At 47.7% G+C, this 241-nt stretch carries 1 protein-coding gene; it reads left to right on the forward strand.

Translation table 11 applies throughout. The features are described 5' to 3' along the window. Nucleotides 1–4: 4 nt before the first annotated feature. The coding region (locus AAEY75_RS16820; protein ID WP_352260305.1) for an N-succinylarginine dihydrolase at nucleotides 5–241 on the forward strand (237 nt) is incomplete at its 3' end.

A 241-nucleotide genomic window follows, 5' to 3' on the forward strand; every position in this document is an offset into this window, starting at 1 on the left:
GTGTATGCCTGCCTTAGAAGTTAATTTTGATGGTTTAGTTGGCCCTACCCACAATTATGCGGGGTTATCGTATGGTAACGTTGCTTCGTTAAATAACGCCGCTAGCTTTTCAAACCCCCAAGAGGCGGTGCTTCAAGGCCTTGAAAAAATGAAAGCCAGGCACGACAAAGGCTTAACTCAAGGTGTATTTGCCCCCCATGCACGTCCCGACTTAAATATACTGCGCCGCCTGGGATTTAGC

It is taken from the genome of Psychrobacter sp. TB55-MNA-CIBAN-0194, assembly GCF_040309505.1.
GTDB lineage: Bacteria > Pseudomonadota > Gammaproteobacteria > Pseudomonadales > Moraxellaceae > Psychrobacter > Psychrobacter fozii.